This is a genomic window from Streptomyces sp. NPDC001415 (assembly GCF_053597395.1).
Window position 1 is genome coordinate 305610 of the sequence record NZ_JBSFIE010000008.1, and the last position, 18291, is coordinate 323900.

Consider the following 18291-nt stretch of genomic DNA (forward strand, 5'->3'; position numbering starts at 1 on the left):
CCGGGCCCGTCGGGGAGTCGCCTCACAGGGCTACTTGGTCCACTCCGACCAGGAGAGGTTCCAGCCGTTGAGACCGTTCTCGGGCTGGATGACCTTGTCCTTCGAGTTCTTCACGACGACCACGTCGCCGATCAGGGAGTTGTTGTAGAACCAGGCCGCGGGCGTGGACGGGTCGCCCGCACCGCGCGCGTCCTCCAGACCGACGCAGCCGTGGCTGGTGTTGGCCGAGCCGAACACCGACGGGTCGCCCCAGTAGTTGCCGTGGATGAACGTGCCGGAGCTCGACAGGCGCATCGCGTGCGGCACGTCCTTGATGTCGTACTCGCCGCCGAAGCCGACGGTGGCGCCGTTCATCCGGGTCACCTCGTACTTCTCGCTGATGACCATCTGCCCGTTGTACGTGGTGTTCGCCGGGGAGCCCGCGCTGATCGGGATGGTCTTCAGGGGCTTGCCGTCGCGCTCCACCTTCATGGTGTGGGCGCTCGCGTCCACGGTGGAGACCTGGGAGCGGCCGATGGTGAAGTGGATGGTGCGGGTCTGCTTGCCGTAGACACCGGGCCGGCCCTCGACGCCGTCGAGGTTGAACTTGACGGTGACCTTGGTACCGGGCGCCCAGTACTTCTCGGGGCGGAAGTCGAGGCGGTCGTTGCCGAACCAGTGGCCCTCGACCGGGACGGACGGCTCGGCCGTCACGGTGATCGCCTTCTTGACCGCGTCCGGGTTGGTGATGCCGCGGCTGAAGTTGACGGAGACCGGCATGCCGACGCCGACGGTGGAGCCGTCCTCGGGCACGTACTGGCCGATGAAGGTGTTGGTCGGCACGAGGGTGGTGAAGGTGGTGTCCTTGGCGGACTCACGGCCCTTGGCGTCCTTGGCGACGGCGTGGACCTTGTACTGCGTCGCGGAGGCGAGGTGCTGGTCCGGGGCCCAGCCGAGGCCGTCCGCGGATACCTTCCCGGCGACAGCGTTGCCCTTACTGTCGGCCACCGTGACGGCGGACAGCTTGCCCTTGTCGGCGGATATCTTCAGCGCGCCGTTGGTGGCCACGTCCTTGGCGTTGTCCGCCGGCAGGATGGTGACCACGGCTTCGGATGCCTTGGTGTCCTCGGCGGCGCTGCCGCCGCCGGCCTCGGCCTTGGAGCTGGAGCCGTCGCCCCCGCCGCAAGCGGTGACAAGGAGCAGCATGGCCCCGAAGAGGAGGGCCAGCAGTGCGCTGCCCTGGCGACCGCGTCGTCCGGCCCCGGCCGAAGCCCCCGAAATAGGCTGCCCGTTCAAGACTTTTTTCTCCCCTCGCACGGCGTGGCCCCGCCACCGCCCGTACTCACTCACCCCCGCGCGCGTCATCGCGCACGCACGGCGCTAGATAATCACACCGGACGGGTGTCGATCTCCCCTCCTATGTCACCGTTCAGTCCCAAGTTGTCCTGGAACTCTCAGGTGAAACACAGGAACCGTTCCCGGTTGGTTAACCGGGAACGGTCAGGGGCCGTGCGTTCGAGGGGTGAGGGGCTTTCAGGAGATCGCGGAGCCCGCCTTCCACTTCGCCCAGTCCAGATTCCAGCCACTGAGCCCGTTGTCGGGAGCGACCTGGCGGTCATGGGAGTTGACGACCTCGACGATGTCGCCGATGAGCGTGCGGTCGAAGAACCAGCCCGCCGGGGTGTCCGAGCTGCCGCCCTTCACATCGCGCAGACCGACGCATCCGTGGCTGGTGTTGGAGTTGCCGAAGGTTTTGGAGGGGGCCCAGTAGTTGCCGTGCAGGAAGGTGCCGGTGTTGGTCAGCCGGATGGCGTGCGGAACATCCGGAATGTCGTACTCGCCACCGAACCCGACGGTCTGGCTGTTCATGCGCGTCACGTCGTACATCTCGGTGACGACCATCTTCCCGTTGTACGTGGTGTTCTTCGGCGACCCCGCGGAGATCGGCAGGGTGGACACCAGCTCGCCGCCGCGCCGCACCTCCATGGTGTGCGCCTCGGCGTCCACGAGGGACTCCTGGGCGCGCCCGACGGTGAAGCCGACCGTCTTGTCCTGGATGCCGTAGACGCCGGGGGCCGCGAGCACGTCCCGCAGGTGCATGTCGATGGTCACCTTGGTGCCGGGGACCCAGTACTTCTCGGGCCGGAAGTCGATCCGGTCCTGGCCGAACCAGTGGCCCCGCACCTCCACCGGTGGCTGCGAGGTGATCTGGATGGCGCGCTCGACGGCCGCCCGGTCCTTGATCGCCTGGTTGAAGTTGAACGACACGATCATGCCGACGCCCACCGTGGAGCGGTTCTCCGGCTTGAAGTAGCCGATGAACCGGTGCTCGGGGACGAGCGTGGTGAAGCTCGTGTGGCGGGCCTGGCGGTGGCCGTGGCTATCGAGCGCCACGGTGTCCACCGTGTACAGCGCGGCCAGTTGCAGCGAGCCGCCGCTCGGCGTCCACTTCAGCCCGTCCGCGGAGATCTTCCCCGGCACCTCCTCGGGCTGCGCGTCCTCCGTCTTCATCATCTTGACCCGCTCCAGGCGCCCGCCCGGCACCCGAACCTCCACCTTCTGGTCCGCCTTGACCGCCTTGGCCGCGTCGGACGGAGTCACCAGAATGGCCTCCTGCGGCGTCAACGGCTTGCCCCCGATGTCGCCGATCTCCAGGGTGCTGCCCGAGCACCCGGTCAGCACGGCCACCAGGACCGCCGTCAGTCCTGCCCATGCCAGGGCGGCGGCTGTGCCCGCCCCTGCCCGCTTCAGTACGTCTCTCACGACCGACCCAACGACCGCCCCCTGCCGGGGGAAACGTGAGTACGAGGGCTGTTGCGGGAAGAACAGGTGCAGGGACACGTATGGGGAGCCGCGGCCGGGACGCCGCGTGCTGCCCTGCGCCGAGCAGCCGCGGGAGGCCGTCAGGTGTCGAGCGCAGCCGAGCAGGAGGCAGTGCGGGGTGCCGCGCAGGGCGCGCCCGGCACGGAGGGGCATCGGAAGGTGAACGGCCACCGGGGCGAACCGGGGGCCCTGCGCCCCCCTGTCTGGCCGGGCGCGCCGACCCCGCTCGGCGCCCGCTTCCGGGTCGGCCCGGACGGCGTCGCGGGCACCAACTTCGCACTCTGGGCGGGCGGCGCCGAGTCGGTCGAGCTGTGCCTCTTCGACGCGGCGGGCACCGAGACCCGGCTCGCGCTCACCGAGCTGACCCACGAGATCTGGCACGGCTTCGTGCCGGGCGTACACCCCGGGCAGCGGTACGGATTTAGGGTGCACGGGCGCTGGGACCCGTGGACGGGGGCGCGCTGGAACCCGGCGAAGCTGCTGCTCGACCCGTACGCGCGGGCGGTGGACGGGGACTTCGTGCTGCCGCCCGAGGTGTACGGGCACGTCCGCGACTGGCCGCAGCAGCAGGTCGCCGACACCGTCCGCGACGACCGCGACTCGGCGCCGCACGTCCCCAAGGGCGTGGTGGTCCACGACGACGACGACTGGGCGGACGACCGCCGCCCCAAGACGCCCTGGTCCGACTCCGTCATCTACGAGCTGCACGTACGCGGTTTCACCCGGCTCCATCCGGAGATCCCCGAACCGCTGCGCGGCACCTATGCGGGGCTCGCGCACCCGGCGGCGATCGGCCATCTGGTGCGGCTCGGCGTGACGGCGGTCGAGCTGCTTCCGGTGCACCAGTTCGCGCACGAGGACCATCTGCTGCGGCGCGGCCTTCGAAACTACTGGGGTTATAACTCGATCGGGTACTTCGCCCCGCACGCCGCCTACTCGGCGACCGGGACCGCCGGGCAGCAGGTCGGCGAGTTCAAGCGGATGGTGCGGGCGCTGCACGCGGCCGGCATCGAGGTCATCCTCGACGTGGTCTACAACCACACGGCCGAGGCCGGGGAACTGGGGCCGACGCTGTCCCTGCGCGGCATCGACAACCGCGGCTACTACCGGCTCCAGTCCGACGCCCGCCGCTACGCCGACTACACGGGCTGCGGCAACACCCTCCATGTGGTCCAGCCCCATGTCCTGCGCCTGATCACGGATTCACTGCGCTACTGGGTGACCGAGATGGGGGTGGACGGCTTCCGGTTCGACCTGGCGGCGGCGCTTGCCCGGTCGATGCACGACGTCGACATGCTGTCGCCCTTTCTCGCGGTGATCGCCCAGGACCCGGTGCTGCGCCGCGTGAAGCTGATCGCCGAACCGTGGGACGTGGGCAACGGCGGCTACCAGGTGGGCTCCTTCCCGCCGCTGTGGACCGAGTGGAACGACCGCTACCGCGACGCCGTACGGGACTTCTGGCGGGGCGCGCTGCCGGACGTGCGCGACCTCGGCTACCGCCTCTCTGGCTCCAGCGACCTCTACGCCTGGGGCGGCCGGCGGCCGTACGCGTCGATCAACTTCGTGACCGCGCACGACGGTTTCACGCTGCGGGACCTGGTGTCGTACGAGCACAAGCACAACGAGGCGAACGGGGAGGGCAACCGGGACGGCACCAACGACAACCGGTCCTGGAACTGCGGAGTGGAGGGCGAGACCGACGACCCCCGGGTCAACGCGCTGCGGCGGCGCCAGCTGCGGAACCTGCTCACCACCCTGCTGGTGTCGACGGGCGTGCCGATGCTGGTCGCGGGCGACGAGATGGGCCGCACCCAGGGCGGCAACAACAACGCGTACTGCCAGGACGGCGAGGTGAGCTGGGTCGACTGGTCGCTCCTGGAGAAGCCGGGCCCGCGCGGGCTGCTCGAACTGGCCACCCGGCTCGTCGAGTTGAGGCACCGGCATCCGGTGCTGCGCCGTCGCGCCTTCTTCTCCGGCCGGGCCCAGGGCGCGGACGGGCTGCGGGACCTGGCCTGGTTCACCGCGCGGGGCGAGGAGATGACGGAGCAGGACTGGTACGCGCCCGCCGCGACGCTGGGCCTGTACCTGTCCGGCCGCGACATTCCGGGGCGCGACGCGCGGGGCGCGCCGGTGACCGACGACAGCTTCCTGATCCTGCTGCACTCGGCGGACCGCCCGGCGAGCTGTGTGCTGCCGGGGCCGCCGTGGGCCGCCGCGTACGAGCTGGTCGTGGACACCTCGGAGGAGGAACAGGCCGAGGCGCCGGGGCGGGTGCACCGGGGCGGCGAGACGGTGACGCTGCCGGCCCGGTCGGTCCTGGTGATGAAGGTGGCGGGGTAGGGGGGGCGGGTGGAGGCCGGGTGGAGACAGGGACCGGCGGGGACGCCGAAAGCTCCACCCGGCGGTCCACCCGGGAGCCGATCCGCTCCACCCGCCCCGGCTGCGATCGTCGAACGTGCCGGAGCCATCGGCGGGCGACGAGGGAGTGGTGCGGCATGAACAGCGACATCGATCTGGCGCTGCGGGTCACCCTGTACGCGTGGCTGGCCTGCGAAGTGTTCCTGCAGGCACGCCAGTTGCTCGGCAGCGCGCCCACCGAGCGCACCGAGTGGCGCAGCCTGCTGCTCTTCGTCGTGGTGATGGGCGCGGCCGGCTGGGCGGCCCACCCGGTCGCCCGCGCGACCCCTGCCCTGGACTATTCGACCACCTCGACGGCGGCCCGCTCGGCCGTGCTGATCGCCGCCTGGGCCGGGATAGGCCTGCGGCTGTGGGCCATCGTCGCTCTGGGCCGCTTCTTCCGCGGCACGGTCCATGTCCAGCAGGACCATCAGGTGGTGCGGTCGGGTCCCTACCGCTGGGTGCGCCATCCCGCGTACAGCGGCATCGCGCTGGCCGGTCTCGCCCTCGGGGTGACCTACGACAACGCGGCGGCGCTCCTGGTCTTCGCGGCGGGCGGCGCGCTGGCGCTCGGCTACCGCATCCACGTGGAGGAGAAGCTCCTCTCGGAGACGCTCGGCACCGCCTACACGGAGTACGCGGCCACCACGCCCCGGCTGATACCCGGCGTCTGGTGAGTTCCGGTCTCTGAGGTGCCGAGGTGAGTGGCGGCTAGCCGAGGATCTTCCGGTCGTACGCCACCGCCACCGCGGCAGCGCGGTCCTTGACGCCCAACTTGCCGTAGATGTGCGTCAGATGGGTCTTCACGGTGGCCTCGCTGATGAACAGGGCCCGGGCGATCTCCCGGTTGGAGGTGCCCTTGGAGACCAGTTCGAGGACCTCGCGCTCGCGGGCGGAGAGCGGTTCACCGGCGGGGACGGCGGGCGTGCGGACCGCCGTGACCAGGCGGGAGGCGACCGCCGGGGAGAGCACGGTACGGCCCGCGGCGGCGGCCCGGACCGCGGTGAACAGCTCCTCACGCGGCGCGTCCTTGAGGAGGTAGCCGGTGGCGCCCGCCTCGATCGCGGGGAGGGTGTCCGAGTCGGTGTCGTACGTGGTGAGGACGAGGACCTTGGAGCGCAGCCCGCGCCGGGTGAGCTCGGCGATCGCGGCCACTCCCCCGCCACCGGGCATCCGCAGGTCCATCAGGACGACGTCCGGGTCGAGTCGCTCGGCGAGGTCGACGCCCTGGACTCCGTCGGAGGCTTCGCCGAGGACCTCGAAGCCGTCGGCCGAGGCGAACATGCCGCGCAGACCGTCCCGCACCACGGGGTGGTCGTCGCAGATCAGGAGGGTGATGGTGGAGTCAGTGGTCATGGGGGACCAACGGTACGCGGGCGGAGACGGCGGTGCCATGACCGGGCTCCGATTCCACGGTGACACTGCCGGCGATGCGTTCGGCCCGGGCGCGCATGCCGTCGAGGCCGAAGCCGCCGGCGCCGGAGCGGGCGGGCAGGCCCAGCGGGTCGAAGCCCCGGCCGTCGTCGCGGACGTCGAGGGAGACCTCGTCGCCCATGAAGGAGAGGGTGACACCGACACGGGAGGCCTGGGCGTGGCGGCTCGCGTTGGCGAGGGCCTCCTGGGCGATGCGGAGCAGGGTGGCCTCGATCTCGTCGTGGAGCTGTACGGCGGTGCCGGTCACGGTGAAGTCGGCGCGGACGCCGTGCCGGGTGCCCCAGTCGGCGACGGTCTTCTTCAACGCCTTGTGCAGGGCGTCGTGTTCGAGGTCGAGGGGGCTGAGGTTCTGCACCGAGCGGCGGGCTTCGCCGAGGCTGTGCCGGGCTAGCGACTGGGCGCTGGCGAGGTGTTCGCGTACGAGGTCGGGGTCGGTGCTGCTGGTGACCACCTGGAGCTGGGCGATGATGCCGGCCAGGCCCTGGGCGATGGTGTCGTGGATCTCGGCGGCGAGTCGGCGGCGTTCGTCGGCGACGCCCGCTTCCCTTGCCTGGAGCAGGAGTTGGGCGTGCAGGGCGGCGTTCTCGTCGAGGGCCTGCTGGAGCCGGGCGTTGGTGGTCTCCAGTTCGGCGATGGTCGCGATCTGCACGCGGGAGCGCTCGTCCTCCTGAGCGGCGAGGTGGCTGAACACCGTGAGCAGGACGATGTTGATGGCGAGCACCGCGCCGAACAGCACCCATCCCATGGCGTTCTTGGGCGGCAGTCCGCCGGACTGCGAGCCGGCCATGACGACGGCGGTCGCGAACAGCCCGGGCTTCACCAGGCGGCGGGGCAGCACCGCCTGGGCGCCGAAGTAGCCACAGACGGCGAAGAACGCGTAGAACGGGTTGAGCCAGGTCAGCGCGAAGGCGAAGCCCCAGCGCACAAAGTAGTAGACGGCTCCGGCGGCGCTCGGTCCCGGCCGGGTGCGGCGCAGATGACCCCAGCAGAGCTGGAGCAGCACGGCACCGCCGACCAGGGCGACGGCGGCCCACCGGTCGGCGGTGCTCATCAGGAGGTCGGCGGTGGCCGCGGCGGCGAGGGAGCCGACGAAGAGGAGTCCATAGGGGCCCCAGCGGTGGAACGTCTCCCAGCGTTCCTCCACCGGATGCCGCTTCGTGTCGCTCGCCCCGTTGCTCATGGCCCCAGTCTCGTCCACGCCGAAGCCGTCGCCGGGTCCGGCCCAGCAGGACACCGCGATCATTCCCACCGGAACCAGCGGGTCGCGGCCGCCGACAGGAGCACGGTCCACAGGGCGAGGATGCCGAGGTGGTCCCAGCCGGGCCAGCCGCCTGACGCGGCCTCGTTGAGAGCCTGGGCGGCCGCGCCGAAGGGCAGCAGCTCGACGATGCGGCCGAGCGTGTCGGGCATGGCCTGGACGGGCAGCCAGACACCGGCGCTGAACATCATCGGGAAGAACACCGCGGAGCCGATGGCGTTGGCGACCTTCGAGGTGCGCGAGAGGGCGGAGATCAGGGCGCCGAGCGCGAGCGCGCTCAGGACCGCGAGCAGCAGGGCGAAGACGTACCCGAAGAGCTGGTGCGGCAGCGCCACGTGGAAGGCGAGCCGGCCGACCGTGATGGAGAGGACGGCTGAGATCACCGCGGCGACACCGTGCAGCCCCATCTGGGCGCCGAGCAGGGCGGACGGGCGGACCGGCGTGGCCGACATGCGGCGCAGGATGCCGCGCTCGCGGTATCCGGTGATGACCGGCGGCATGGCCTGCAACCCGGCCATGATCATGGAGAGGAGTACGGCGACCGGAACGTAGGCGTCGACGAAGCGGATGCCGCCGAGCGCCTTGTCGGGGTCGCGGAAACCGGGGATCGAGCCGAGCACGACCAGCAGGACGGTCGGGAACACCATGATCCAGAAGAGTCCGGCGGGCTCGCGGCGGAAGAGCTTGGTCTCGGTCTTCAGTACGGCGACGGCGGCCGGGCGGGAGGTGCGGGCGGCCCGGGCCGGGCGCGGCGGGGTGAGGGTGGTGGTCATGCCGAGGCCTCCGTCAGGTCCAGGAAAGCGTCGTCGAGAGTCGCCTCGGAGACGCGGAGTTGGTGGGCGGTGATGTGGTGCCGGGCGAGCAGGGTGATCACCGCGTTGACGGTCTCGTCGGTGCCGTGGATGGTCACCCGGCCCTGCTTCTCGTCCACGGCGGCGGCCTGCGGCAGCTCGGCCAGGGCGAAGCCGTCGAGCGGGGCCGAGGGCGTGAAGGAGATGACGGTGGAGCCCGCCGCCCGCCGGATCAGCCCGGAAGGGGTGTCCAGGGCGGCGATCCGCCCCTTGTCGATCACGGCGATCCGGTCGCAGAGGCGCTGGGCCTCCTCCATGAAGTGGGTGACGAGGAGGACGGTGACTCCGCTGCGGCGTACGTCCTCGATCAGCGCCCAGGTGTCACGGCGGGCGCGCGGGTCGAGGCCGGTGGTGAGTTCGTCGAGCACCACGACGCGCGGGTTGCCGATGAGGGCGAGCGCGATGAACAGGCGCTGCTTCTGTCCGCCGGACAGCTTGGCGAAGCGGGTGTCCAGCTTCTCGCCGAGCCCGAGGCGTTCGGCGAGCGGGCGCCAGTCGGCCGGGTTCGGGTAGAACGCGGCGTACAGCTCAAGCGACTCGCGCACGGTGAGCTTGGGCTGGAGCTCGCTCTCCTGGAGCTGGGCGCCCAGGATGCGGGTCACCTCGTCGTGGTCGGCGACGGGGTCGTGGCCGGCCACCCGGATCGTCCCGGCGTCCGGCACGCGGAGCCCCTCGATGCACTCGACGGTGGTGGTCTTGCCGGCGCCGTTGGGGCCGAGGATCCCGAAGATCTCGCCCTCCTCCACGGCAAAGCTGACGCCGTCGACAGCGGGCCTGCGGCCGTATGCCTTGCGCACTGCGGTGACTTCGATGATTGCCATGCCTTGAGAATCCCGTTCGGCGAGGGTCCGCCACATCGCCCATCGCGCTCGACCCCGCATCAACCGATCGGTTGATGGGCGGTACGACCCCCGGCACGCCCGCTCTCGTAACGGCGCCCTCCGAGCCGCCCGACCGGTCCTAGGACCAGCGGACCAGCGGGGCCCGTCCGAAACTCGGTGGGCACTGTCAGTGGCCGTCCGTAGGCTCGGCCACGATGCCCGATACACATGCAGCTACCAAGGACCCGTCGGCCACGCGCTCGCTCCTGAGGCTCTGGCCGTATGTACGCCCCATTCGAACTCGCCTGTTCAGTGCGGCGTTTGTGGCGATCGTCGCCTCCTGTCTCGGCCTGGTGATCCCGCTCGTCCTGAAGTGGATCGTCGACGGGCCGGTCGCGGACCGCGACCCCGGCGGGGTGTGGCTCGGCGCGCTGTACCTGCTGCTGCTCGGGCTGGCGGAGGCGGCGCTCTTCGGGCTCCGGCGGTGGCTGGTGGCGCGGCCGCTCGCGCGCGTCGAGGCGGACATGCGGGCCGATCTGTACCGGCATGTGCAGCGGCTTCCGGTGTCCTTCCACGACCGCTGGGCCTCGGGCCAGCTGCTGTCGCGCGGCACCACGGATCTCATGCTGCTGCGGATGTTCCTGGCGTTCCCGCTGACGTTCCTCATCGTCAACGGGGTCACGATCCTGGCCGGGTTCGCGATCCTGCTGTCGCAGCAGTGGAGCCTCGGGCTTGTGCTGCTCGTCCCGGTGATCCCGCTGGTGGTCCTCTGCTCGGTGTTCGAGACCCGTTACTCGCTGGTCGCCCGGCGGGCGCAGGACCAGGTGGGCGACCTCACGACGGTCGTCGAGGAGAGCGTGCTCGGCATCCGGATCATCAAGGGGTTCGGGCAGCACCGCAGCCAGGCGCTGGCCTTCTCCGAACTCTCCGGGCGGCTGCGCGGCACCGAGCTCGCCAAGGCGCGGCTGCTCGCGGGGCTCTGGGGCCTGATCACCACGATCCCCGAACTCGCCATCGGCGCGGCGCTGGTGCTCGGCACGGTACAGGTGGCCGACGGGGAGCTGTCGGCCGGAACGCTGGTGGCGTTCCTGTCCACGGCGCTGGCCCTGCGGTGGCCGGTGGAATCGATCGGGTTCCTGCTGGCGATGAGCCAGGAGTCCGCGACGGCGACGGTGCGCTTCTTCGAGGCCATGGACGCGGAGGAGGAGGCGGAGGGTGCCGCCTCCTCCGACCCCCTGGGCTCCGCCCCGGACCCCGTTCCTCTTTCGTCCGCGGGCCGTGCGCCAGGGGCTCTGCCCCCGGACCCCCGCTCCTCAAACGCCGGAGGGGCTGATTTTGAACTGACCGACGCCGAGAGACGGCTCCCACCGACGCACCGGAAGAAGCTTTCGCCGGGCCGCAACGAGCCCTCGAAGGAGATGCCGAACCAGGCCGAACCGCGGCTCACCGGCGCCACGTTGGAGCCCGGCACCACTACCGCACAACCGCCCCCGGACCACCTCGGCATCCGTTTCGAGGAGGTCATGTTCCGCTATCCCGACGCGGCCCCCGGAACCTCACCGGTTCTCTCTCGGATCGATCTGCACATACGGCCCGGCGAGACCATGGCCCTCGTCGGGGGGACCGGGTCCGGGAAGACCACGCTCACCGCGCTCGTGCCGCGCCTGCACGAGGTCAGCGGGGGGCGGATCACTCTCGACGGGGAGGACATCGCGCTCATGCCGCGGGAGCGGCTGCGGGGGCTCGTGGCCGTCGCGTTCGAGGAGCCCACGCTCTTCTCGGCCTCCGTCGGGGACAACGTCCTGATGGGTGGCGGTAGTTCGGCCGACCTGGAGCGGGCGCTCGACATCGCGCAGGCCCAGTTCGTGCGGGGGTTGCCGCAGGGCGTGGACACGCAGGTCGGGGAGCAGGGGCTCAGTCTGTCGGGTGGGCAGCGGCAGCGGCTCGCGCTGGCTCGGGCGGTCGTGGGGCGACCCAGGTTCCTGATCCTCGACGACCCGCTGTCGGCCCTGGACGTACACACCGAGGCGCTCGTGGAGGCGGCGCTGCGGCGGGTGCTTCAGGACACCACGGCGCTGGTCGTCGCGCACCGCCCGTCCACGGTGATGCTCGCCGACCGGGTCGCCCTGCTGTCGGGCGGCCGGATCGCGGCCGTCGGTACGCACCAGGAACTGTTGCGCGGCAACGCCGAATACGCCTGGCTGATGTCCGGCGCCGATGACAAGGCCGATGGCCAGGGGGAGGACGGGCGATGACCACGACTGTCGGGGAGGAGACCGCCGCCAAGGAAGAGGAGGTGCCGGCCGCCGGCGATCCCTTCGACCGGGACGAGCTGCCGACGCCTCCGGGTGCGACCGGCGCGCTGCTCAGGTCCCTGCTGCGGCCGCTGCGCACAGGCGTGGTGATCGCGACGCTGATGCTCGTCGTGCAGCAGGCCGCCGCCCAGGCGGGCCCGCTGCTCGTCGCGTATGCCATCGACCGGGGCGTACCGGCGTTCCGCGCGCACGACTACGGGCCGCTGATCGCCGTCGGCGCCGGGTATCTGGTGTGCGCGCTGGCCTCCGGGTTCTTCCAGTACGCGTTCATCCGGACCTCCGCCCGGGTCAACCAGGACGTGCTGCTCGATCTGCGCGGGCGGATCTTCCGGCACGCCCAGGCGCTGAGTGTGGACTTCCACGAGCGGTACACCTCGGGGCGGCTGATCTCGCGGTCCACGACGGACGTCGAGTCGCTGCGGGAGCTGCTCAGCGAGGGCTTGCAGGAGCTGATCGGGGTGATCCTCTCCTCGGTCTACATCTGCGCGATGCTGCTGTGGCTGGACTGGGGCATCGGCGCGCTCGCGGTCGCCTCCTACGTCCCGCTGCACTTCCTGATCCGCGTCTACCAGCGCCGGGCCGGGGCCATGTATGCCGCCCGGTCCACAGCGATCGCCGCGGTGATCGTCAAGTTCGCGGAGACCCTGAACGGCATCCGGCCGGTGCGGGCGTTCCGCCGCGAGCGCGCCAACGACGCGGAGTTCCAGGAGCTGAACCGCCGCCACGAGCGGGCGAACGGGGACGCGATCCTGGAGATGGCGCGCTACGTCGTGGGTTCCCGGCTCATCGCCAACACGGCGGTCGCGGCGATGGTGCTGTGGGGTGCGACGCGGGTCGCGGACGGCGGTCTGGAGCTGGGTGTGCTCGCGGCCGCGGTGCTGTATCTGCGCCGCCTGTACGACCCCATCGACCGGCTCGGCATGTTCCTCAACTCCTACCAGTCGGCCGCGGCCTCCCTGGGGAAGGTCGCCGGGCTGCTCGCCCAGACGCCGTCCGTCCCGGAGACCGATCAGCCGTCCGCCCTGCCGGAGCGGTCGGTCGAACTCCCGGGCCGCCGCGTCGAGTTCGAGCAGGTGGGCTTCGGGTACCGGACCGGCGGCGAGGTGCTCCCCCGCTTCGATCTGACCATTCCGGCGGGCCAGACCGTCGCCGTGGTCGGATCGACGGGCGCGGGCAAGTCCACCCTCGCCAAGCTCCTGGCCCGCTTCTACGATCCGACGGCGGGCCGCGTCCTGCTGGACGGGACGGATCTGCGCGAGCTGTCCGTACGGGATCTGCGGCGCGGGGTCGTCATGGTCACCCAGGAGGCGTTCCTGTTCTCCGGCACGGTCGCCGAGAACATCGCGATCGGCCGCCCGGACGCCACCCGGGACGAGATCGAGCAGGCCGCGAAGGCGATCGGCGCGCACGACTTCATCGCGGGCCTGCCGGACGGCTACGACACGGACGTACGCAAGCGGGGCGGCCGCATCTCCGCCGGACAGCGCCAACTGGTCGCCTTCGCCCGGGCGTTGCTCGCCGACCCGGCGGTCCTGATCCTCGACGAGGCGACCAGCTCGCTCGACATCCCGGGCGAGCGGGCGGTGCAGCGCGCCATGCACACGGTCCTCAACGGCCGTACGGCGGTGGTGATCGCGCACCGCCTGTCCACGGTCGAGATCGCGGACCGGGTTCTGGTGATGGAGCACGGCCGCATCGTCGAGGACGGCTCGCCCACCGACCTGATCGCGGGCACCGGCCGGTTCGCCGAACTGCACCGCGCCTGGCGGGACAGCCTGGCCTGACCTGCGGGTTTCCCGGTACCTGCCGCGTGGCGACGGGGAGGGAGTTCGTAGGATCGAGGTATGGCAACGGGGACGGGGTACGCGAGGAGCTGCGGGCCGGGCTCGACGAGGTGCCGCCCGCCGATCTGTGGCGCGAGACGGCCGCCGGGCACGCCCAGGACATCGGGGTCGGCCCCGGCGCCGTCAAGGACATCGAGGAGCTGGTCCGGCGCATCATCCGGTACGAGGCCCGGTTCCGGGCGGACGGACTCCTCACGCCGGACGGCCGGGTCACCACCACCGTCGTACGACTGCGGGCGCGCCGTGAACCTGGCGCGCCGGGGCCTCGCGGCCCGGTTCTGTACCCCGCACGAGGCCGAGCAGGCGATCGTCCACCCGGGCGCGCTCAGCAATTCGGCGTACCGCTCGTGGGAGGACTTCTCGGCGGGGTACGCGCTCGGCCGGGTGCTGCGCTTCGACGAGGAGTCGTACGGCAGTTGCTACCAGCAGAACGTGAGCGCGCACCGGATCCTGACGGAGCACGAGGCCAGCCCCTGGCGGAACATCCCCTGGCGCTGAGCTCCTGAAGTCAGCAACTCGGCGCCTGCGCCCGGACTCCGCCGGGATCAGACGCCGGCTCTCAGGCGCCCACGGTTCCGTCGACGCCCTCGCGCAGGAGGTCGGCGTGGCCGTTGTGGCGGGCGTACTCGTGGATCATGTGGTGCATCACCATGCGGAGCGACACGTCCTCGCCCCAGCGCGGCTGGTGGCCCGCGAGGTCGAGGGACTCGGCGGCGCGCTCGATCCGCCGGGAGTGCTCGACCTCGGCCTCCCAGGCCTCGAACGCCTCGGCCCTGGTGGAGTGGCTCGCGTCGTAAGCCGCCTGGAAGTCCATCTTGTCCGACCAGACCAACGGGATGTCGTGGTCTTCGAAGACCCGGCGGAACCAGGTCCGTTCGACCTCGGCCATGTGCCGTACGAGGCCGAGCAGTGAGAGCGTGGAGGGCGGCATCGACTGGCGGCGCAGTTCCTCGTCACCGAGCCCCTCGCACTTCATGGCCAGTGTCGCGCGGTGGTAGTCGAGGAACGCCCGCAGCGTCTCGCGCTCGCTGCCGAAGTGGGGCGGGCCTATGCGGTGGTCGGTCATGGGTGGTGCTCCTCGCGACGTGCTGGCTTGGGCGGCCAGAACAGTACCTGCTCCGGGGGCGGTGTGATGGGGTGGCGGGCATGACAGCCAGAGAGATCATGGTTCCGCCCCACCTCCAGGGGTACCCGGGGGTGGCCTTCGGCGGCTACGTGGCGGGCGTGCTCGCCGGGCGGGCCGAGGCCAAGACCGTACGGGTGGACTTCCGGCGGCCGGTGCCGACGGGTGTGCCGGTGCGGCTCACCGAGACCGCGGACGGCGGCAGCGAGCTGACCTCCGGGGAGGCGGTGCTCGCCTTCGCCGTCCCGGCCGAGCGGAGCGTCGAGGCGCCCGGTGCCCCGTCGTGGGCGGAGGCGTCGGCCGCGGCCGAGGCCTACCGGGCCGCTCCCCCGGAGGGCAGCGTCGACTGCTTCGGCTGCGGCCTCGACCGCACCCCCGACACGGGCCTGCGCCAGCACTGCGGCCGGGTCCCGGGCCGCGCCCTGGTCGCCACGGCCTGGACCCCCGGGCCCCGACTCGCCGACGCGGAGGGCATGTTGCCGCCGGAGCTGGTATGGGGTGCACTCGACTGCCCGGGCAACGCGGCGGGCCGCCTCCTGGGCACCCAGCGCCCCGGCGCGGTGACGGCCTCACTCACGGCGACCCTGCTACGCCCGGTACGGGTGGGCGACGACCTGATCTCGTACGCCTGGCTGATCGCGGAGGACGGCCGCAAACATCGGATGGGCGTGGCGCTGGCGTCGCCGACGGGCGACGTTTACGCAGTGGCGGCGTCACTGTGGATCGACCCCCGGGACTGAGGGGGCCTTTTCGCGGTACGGGGTACTGGCTGGAACCCAGGGTTGGACCCCGGGCAAGGGTCGCCCCGACCGCCCCGCACCCCACCCTCACCTCCCCGAGCGCACGGAACGCTCCCCCCGCCGCCCCCTCAGCAACGTCAGCGCCAGCCCAGCCGCCCCCGCCATCAGCGCGGCAGCGCAAAGCGCCGCGATGTCCAGGGCCCGGGTGAACGCCGAGAACGCCGCCGCCAGATCGCCGCCGTGGGCGCTCGCCAGCGCCCCGCCCAGCGTCTCGCGCGCCGCGGCCGGAGCGTCCCGCATGCCGTGCCGGTAGACCGCCGCACCCACAGAGCCGAGGACCGCCATCCCGAGCGCCCCGCCCAGCTCCTGCCCCGATTCCAGGACGGCCGCCGCGGAGCCGGCCCGTTCGGGCGGGGCCGCGCCCAGGGCGAGTTCGTTGGCGAGAGCCATTGCGGTGACGAGGCCCGAGGTGTAGACGGAGCAGGCGGTGAGGGTGAACCAGAGAGGTGAGTCCGTACGCACCCACGCCAGCGCCAGGAAGCCGCACGCGGAGACCGCGAAGCCGGCCGCCATGACGCTCCCCCGGTCGAAGCGCCGCGCGAGCGCCGCCCCGGACAGGGCGCCCACGAACGCGCCCGATGAGGGCACCAGACTCCACAGCGCCGCCTCGAACGGGCCGTTGCCGAGCACGGACTGGAGGTACTGGGTGAGGAACACCGCCATGCCGACGGTCGCCGCGATGGCGAAGAGGTTGGCGAGCACCGCGCCCCCGTAGCCGCGCCGCCGCAGCAGTTCCAGGTCGACCAGGGGGTGGGGAAGCCGCGACTGGCGCCGGACGAAGACGTAGAGCAGCACGAGTCCGGCCACGACGGCCAGTACGGACCGCAACTCGACGCCGTCGCGGGCCAGTTCCTTGATGCCCTGGATCACCGGGAGCAGTCCGGCAAGGGACAGCACCGCGCCCGGCCAGTCGAATCGGCCGGACGGCGGCTGCTTCACCTCCGGCAGCAGCAGCGGCGCCAAGACGAGCAGGAGGAGCATCGCGGGCAGGTTGATGAGGAACACCGAGCCCCACCAGAAGTGTTCGAGCAGGGCCCCGCTGACGACCGGGCCGAAGGAGATGCCGAGGGTCATGACGCCGGTCCAGGCGGTGACCGCCTGCGCGCGCTGCTTCGCGTCGTGGAAGAGGTTGCGGATCAGCGCGAGCGTGGAGGGCATGAGCGCGGCTCCGCCGACGCCGAGCAACGCCCGTGTGGCGATGAGGAGTTGGGGCGAGCCGGCGTAGGCCGCGGCGACCGAGGCCAGGCCGAACACGCCCGCCCCGGCCAGGACCAGTTTGCGGCGCCCGATGCGGTCGCCGAGCGCGCCCATCGTGATGAGGAGACCGGCGAGCACGAAGCCGTACATGTCGAGGATCCACAGCTGCTGGGTGGAGCTGGGCGCCAGGTCCTCGCTGATGAACGGGATGGCGAAGTAGAGGACGGAGACGTCCATCGAGACGAGGAGGAGCGGCAGCATGAGGACGGCGAGCGCGGTCCATTCCCTGCGCCCGGCACGCGGCGGCGCCGGGTCCTTGAGGCCCGCGAGGGGGCCGGTCGTGGTGTCCATGCCGGTAGCGAAACAGCGCCGCGCGTACGCCGCCAGCCGCGAGCTAGTGCACCCCTGAAACTCCCTTGGTATCAGCGGGTGTTACGCCGTACAGCGCACTAGTACACTGCCCGCCGTGACCGAGCAGCCGCCCTACCTCGCCATCGCCGCCGGCATCCGGCGCCGCGTCGCTTCCGGGGAGCTCGCGCCCGGCGACCGGGTGCCTTCCACGCGGGCCATCGTGCGCGAGTCGGGGGTGGCGATGGCGACCGCGACCAAGGCGCTCGCGGCGCTCACGCGCGAGGGTCTGGTGCGGGCGGTGCCGGGCGTCGGCACGGTGGTCGCCGAGGCGCGTCCGGAGCACGCGCCGGACGGGGCGGCGCCTTTGAGCCGCGAGGCCGTCGTGGCCGCCGCCGTCCGCATCGCGGACGCCGAGGGTCTGGCCGGGCTCTCGATGCGGCGGGTCGCCGGCGACCTCGGCACCTCCACGATGGCCCTGTACCGGCACGTGCCGAGCAAGAGCGAGCTCGTACGGCTGATGACGGACGTGGGGTTCGGTGAGGCGCACCCCGGACGTCCGACCGGTGACTGGCGGACCCAACTGGACTGCTCGGCACGGCAGTTGTGGGCGGCGTATCGCAGGCACCCGTGGCTGGCGCGGGCGATGGCGTCCTTCATCCGGCCGGAGCCCATGCCGGAGGCGATGAAGTACACGGAGTGGGTGCTCCGGGCCCTGCGCGGCACGAGCCTGAACATGCACCAGGCGATGTACGCCCATCTGTCGCTGATCGCCTTCGTCCAAGGGCTGGGCATGGCCATGGAGTTGGAGGGCCACGCGCTCCAGGACACCGGCGTCTCCAACGACGAGTGGATGGACCGGAACGAGCGTCGGTTTGCGGCCATCGTGGCGAGCGGCGGATACCCCGTACTTGCGACCATCTTCCAACAGGAGTCGTTCGAGCTGGACCTGGACTCGCTCTTCGGCTTCGGGCTCGACCGACTCCTCGACGGCTTCGCCGTCATCATTGCCGAAACGTCCGCTTAACGAACGACGACCTTCGGACAACGGACGTTTTTCAGCCAACTTATTGACGCGCTCCTGACATGAGTTCTCCACTG

The 18291-nt window shown here is 71.4% G+C and carries 14 protein-coding genes and 1 pseudogene; 7 read left to right on the plus strand and 8 right to left on the minus strand.

Annotation, left to right across the window (positions count from 1 at the left end):
• Positions 1–30: 30 nt before the first annotated feature.
• Both ACWC2B_RS14165 and ACWC2B_RS14170 read right to left on the minus strand, forming a co-directional pair.
• Entirely contained in the window at positions 31–1275 is a 1245-nt protein-coding gene (locus tag ACWC2B_RS14165) for a L,D-transpeptidase (protein ID WP_450716722.1), read from the minus strand.
• Positions 1276–1512: 237 nt separating this feature from the next.
• Positions 1513–2742 (minus strand): L,D-transpeptidase, encoded by a 1230-nt coding sequence (locus ACWC2B_RS14170; protein ID WP_450716723.1) that lies wholly within the window; start codon positions 2740–2742, stop codon positions 1513–1515.
• A gap of 144 nt (positions 2743–2886) precedes the next feature.
• Here ACWC2B_RS14170 and glgX point away from each other — a divergent pair, with 144 nt between their 5' ends.
• On the plus strand, positions 2887–5142 hold the full coding sequence (gene glgX, locus ACWC2B_RS14175) for a glycogen debranching protein GlgX (RefSeq protein ID WP_450716724.1): 2256 nt from the start codon (positions 2887–2889) through the stop codon (positions 5140–5142).
• Between the two features lie 155 nt (positions 5143–5297).
• On the plus strand, positions 5298–5876 hold the full coding sequence (locus ACWC2B_RS14180) for a methyltransferase family protein (RefSeq protein ID WP_450716725.1): 579 nt from the start codon (positions 5298–5300) through the stop codon (positions 5874–5876).
• A gap of 34 nt (positions 5877–5910) precedes the next feature.
• Here the strand turns inward: ACWC2B_RS14180 and ACWC2B_RS14185 are convergent, their stop codons facing one another.
• Genes ACWC2B_RS14185 through ACWC2B_RS14200 form a run of 4 tightly spaced genes read right to left on the minus strand, consistent with a single transcriptional unit; the run spans position 5911 to position 9563 of the window.
• Positions 5911–6555 carry a response regulator gene (locus tag ACWC2B_RS14185; RefSeq protein WP_450716726.1) on the minus strand — a complete coding sequence of 215 codons (645 nt, stop codon included), beginning with the start codon at positions 6553–6555 and terminating at the stop codon, positions 5911–5913.
• Positions 6545–7813 carry a sensor histidine kinase gene (locus ACWC2B_RS14190; protein ID WP_450716750.1) on the minus strand — a complete coding sequence of 423 codons (1269 nt, stop codon included), beginning with the start codon at positions 7811–7813 and terminating at the stop codon, positions 6545–6547. Before ACWC2B_RS14190 ends, ACWC2B_RS14185 begins: the two co-directional genes overlap by 11 nt.
• A 59-nt stretch (positions 7814–7872) precedes the next feature.
• A complete protein-coding gene (locus ACWC2B_RS14195; RefSeq protein WP_450716727.1) occupies positions 7873–8664 on the minus strand; it encodes an ABC transporter permease in 792 nt (263 codons plus the stop codon).
• Positions 8661–9563 (minus strand): ABC transporter ATP-binding protein, encoded by a 903-nt coding sequence (locus tag ACWC2B_RS14200; protein ID WP_450716728.1) that lies wholly within the window; start codon positions 9561–9563, stop codon positions 8661–8663. Before ACWC2B_RS14200 ends, ACWC2B_RS14195 begins: the two co-directional genes overlap by 4 nt.
• A gap of 215 nt (positions 9564–9778) precedes the next feature.
• Between ACWC2B_RS14200 and ACWC2B_RS14205 the strand changes: the two genes are divergently transcribed.
• The 3 genes and pseudogenes from ACWC2B_RS14205 to ACWC2B_RS14215 all read left to right on the plus strand — a co-directional run.
• On the plus strand, positions 9779–11818 hold the full coding sequence (locus ACWC2B_RS14205) for an ABC transporter ATP-binding protein (RefSeq protein ID WP_450716729.1): 2040 nt from the start codon (positions 9779–9781) through the stop codon (positions 11816–11818).
• Positions 11815–13662, plus strand: coding sequence for an ABC transporter ATP-binding protein (locus tag ACWC2B_RS14210; RefSeq protein ID WP_450716730.1), 1848 nt, complete (start codon positions 11815–11817; stop codon positions 13660–13662). The genes ACWC2B_RS14205 and ACWC2B_RS14210 overlap by 4 nt, the downstream gene beginning before the upstream one ends.
• 80 nt (positions 13663–13742) lie before the next feature.
• Positions 13743–14220 (plus strand): annotated as a pseudogene (locus ACWC2B_RS14215) (DUF1266 domain-containing protein); the annotation flags it as partial.
• A 61-nt stretch (positions 14221–14281) separates the two neighbouring features.
• On the opposite strand, the gene ACWC2B_RS14220 reads toward ACWC2B_RS14215, so the two are convergent.
• Positions 14282–14788: a DinB family protein gene (locus tag ACWC2B_RS14220; protein WP_450716731.1), complete on the minus strand. Its 507-nt coding sequence runs from the start codon at positions 14786–14788 to the stop codon at positions 14282–14284.
• Positions 14789–14868: 80 nt separating this feature from the next.
• On the opposite strand from ACWC2B_RS14220, the gene ACWC2B_RS14225 reads away from it, so the two are divergent.
• Positions 14869–15585 (plus strand): hypothetical protein, encoded by a 717-nt coding sequence (locus ACWC2B_RS14225; RefSeq protein ID WP_450716732.1) that lies wholly within the window; start codon positions 14869–14871, stop codon positions 15583–15585.
• Between the two features lie 87 nt (positions 15586–15672).
• Here the strand turns inward: ACWC2B_RS14225 and ACWC2B_RS14230 are convergent, their stop codons facing one another.
• On the minus strand, positions 15673–17193 hold the full coding sequence (locus tag ACWC2B_RS14230; protein ID WP_450716733.1) for an MFS transporter: 1521 nt from the start codon (positions 17191–17193) through the stop codon (positions 15673–15675).
• Positions 17194–17308: 115 nt separating this feature from the next.
• Here ACWC2B_RS14230 and ACWC2B_RS14235 point away from each other — a divergent pair, with 115 nt between their 5' ends.
• Complete coding sequence (locus tag ACWC2B_RS14235; protein WP_450716734.1) at positions 17309–18217, plus strand: TetR/AcrR family transcriptional regulator C-terminal domain-containing protein; 909 nt, start codon at positions 17309–17311, stop codon at positions 18215–18217.
• The last annotated feature ends 74 nt before the right edge of the window (positions 18218–18291 follow it).